The organism is Arthrobacter sp. H14 (assembly GCF_000520495.1).
Classification (GTDB): Bacteria; Actinomycetota; Actinomycetes; order Actinomycetales; family Micrococcaceae; genus Arthrobacter_C.
In genome coordinates, this window is sequence record NZ_KI914644.1 from 32,819 (window position 1) to 35,151 (window position 2,333).

A 2,333-nucleotide genomic window follows, 5' to 3' on the forward strand; every position below is an offset into this window, starting at 1 on the left:
GAGCGAGCCCGCCGGCGGGCCGGACGGAGGCGGGTTGAACGCTGAACGGTTGGATGTTTCCTTTGCGGAACTTCTCTCCCTGGCGCGCGCCCTCGCCGTGCCGGGCACCCGGCGGATCCTTGGGATTGCCGGTGCGCCTGGTGCCGGAAAATCGGCCCTGACCGAACGGCTTATCGCTGCCCTGGAGGGACTGGCAATCTGCGTGCCGATGGACGGCTTCCACCTCTCGAACGAAATCCTGGACAGCCGCGGCAGCCGGGCACGCAAGGGCGCCATTGACACGTTCGACGACGGCGGCTACGCGGCGCTGCTGGAGCGGCTCCGCCAACAGGATCCTTCTGAAGGCACCATCTACGCCCCCGAATTCCGCCGGGATCTAGAGCAATCCATCGGGTCCGCCCTGCCAATTGATCCGGAAATACCGCTGGTGATCACCGAGGGCAACTACCTGCTGCAGGATACCGGTACGTGGCCGCGGGCAAGAGCCTCCATGGACGAAACGTGGTATCTCCTGACGGACGAAACGGTCCGGCAGGAACGGCTCATAACCCGGCATGAATCGTATGGCCGGAGTGCAGTCGAAGCAAGGATGTGGGCACTGGGAAGCGACGAACAGAACGCCCGGTTCATCGAAGTTTCGGCCTCGCGGGCGGACAGGGTCCTCCGGCTGGTTTGACGTCTATAGTGATCTCAGCTGGATCGTCCGCTATCTGCTCGAGGCCGACCATACCGTTCGTGCAACGGTCCACGATCCGGAAAAGGCCAAGGGCCTCGAGCATCTACACGCGCTCGCCGAAGACCATCCTGGACGCCTGTCATTGCACCGGGCAGACTTGCTGGAACCGGGCAGCTATACGGAAGCTCTATCCGGCTGCGAACTTGTCATGCATACTGCCTCGCCATTCCTGATGGGGCGGATCCGCGACGCCGAGCGCCAACTGATCCGGCCGGCGCTGGAAGGCACCAGGAACGTGCTCAACAGTGTGAATGCAACGCCATCGGTGAAACGCGTGGTGTTAACGAGCAGCATGGCCGCCATGTACGGCGACAGCGTGGAATTGGCGGGCAAAGACGGCCTCACTGAAGCAGACTGGAACGCCACCAGCACGGCCGAGCACCAACCATACCCGTACTCAAAAACCGTCGCAGAGCGGCAAGCATGGGAGATGTTCGCGCGGCAGGATAGATGGGACCTGGTGACCATCCACCCGGGCATGGTGTTCGGTCCGTCGCTGACCTCAGCGAGCGTCTCGGGCAGCATGACGACAATGCGGCGCTTCGCCGACATGTCCCTGGGGGCAGGAGCACCGGCACTATCAATGGCCGTCGTGGATGTCCGGGATGTCGCACGGGTGCACATTGCGGCTGGGTTCACGCCATCGGCGAGCGGCCGCTATATCTCGTGTGCCGAGACGCTGAGCATCCTCGACGTCGGCCGGGTGCTGCGAGGGCATTTCGGCAAAAAGCGGTCGTTCCCCACTCGTGAGCTGCCCAAGTTCATGGTTAAGGCAACCGGCCCCACCATAGGGCTGACGCGTAAGTTCGTCGAACGCAACGTTGGTTATCCGCTGTATTTCGACAACACCCGGGTGCAGACAGAACTCGGAATCGGTTTCCGCCCGGCCGAACAGTCGATCGTGGAACACTACCAACAGATGCTCGACGAAGATAAGGTGCGGAAAGCCTAACCCGAACCTGCCATCCCACGATGGCGCGGCGATACGATGGGACGATGGCCCCCACCAACGACTTGGTCCGCAGCAGCGCCCTGACGCGATTCCGGCTGGCACCGAACCCCGGTCCGATGAGCCTGGACGGAACGAACTCCTACATCATCAGCGCTCCCGAACCGCAAGCTGTCACAGTGCCGGGCGCAACGGCGCAGGGAGCCACGTCGCAGGGTGCGGGCACTCGGCCGCAGCCGACCGTCGTCGTCGATCCCGGGCCTTTGGACAAGCACCATCTTGAGCGGCTGGCGGCGGCCGGCCCGGTCGAGCTGGTGCTGATTACGCACCGGCACGCTGACCACACCGAGGCCAGCGAACAGTTCCGCCGCCTCACGGGTGCTCCGGTCCGCGCGCTCGATCCTGCCTATTGCCACGGCGGCGATCCGTTGACCGACGGCGAGGTAATCGAGGCAGCGGGTGTGGAAATCCGTGTGCTGGCCACCCCGGGGCACACCTCGGACTCGGTCAGCTTCCACCTGCCGGCGGACCGGCCCGCGGGAACGGAAGGGACAACGGGAATAGCCGGGGTTGGCGGTTCAGTCCTCACCGGCGATACCATCCTGGGCCGCGGCACAACCATCCTCGACTATCCCGACGGCAGGCTCG

Annotated in this window: 3 protein-coding genes; all 3 read left to right on the forward strand. The window is 64.2% G+C overall.

Annotated elements, in window-relative coordinates; all coding sequences use genetic code 11:
* Positions 1 to 676, forward strand: a 676-nt coding sequence (locus tag Y707_RS0107855) for a nucleoside/nucleotide kinase family protein (RefSeq protein WP_333782839.1), incomplete at its 5' end; no start/stop codon positions are given.
* Positions 564 to 1,688 carry an NAD-dependent epimerase/dehydratase family protein gene (locus Y707_RS24370; RefSeq protein WP_081744718.1) on the forward strand — a complete coding sequence of 375 codons (1,125 nt, stop codon included), beginning with the start codon at positions 564 to 566 and terminating at the stop codon, positions 1,686 to 1,688. The genes Y707_RS0107855 and Y707_RS24370, both read left to right, overlap by 113 nt.
* Before the next feature lie 44 nt (positions 1,689 to 1,732).
* The coding region (locus Y707_RS24375) for an MBL fold metallo-hydrolase (protein ID WP_035780856.1) at positions 1,733 to 2,333 on the forward strand (601 nt) is incomplete at its 3' end.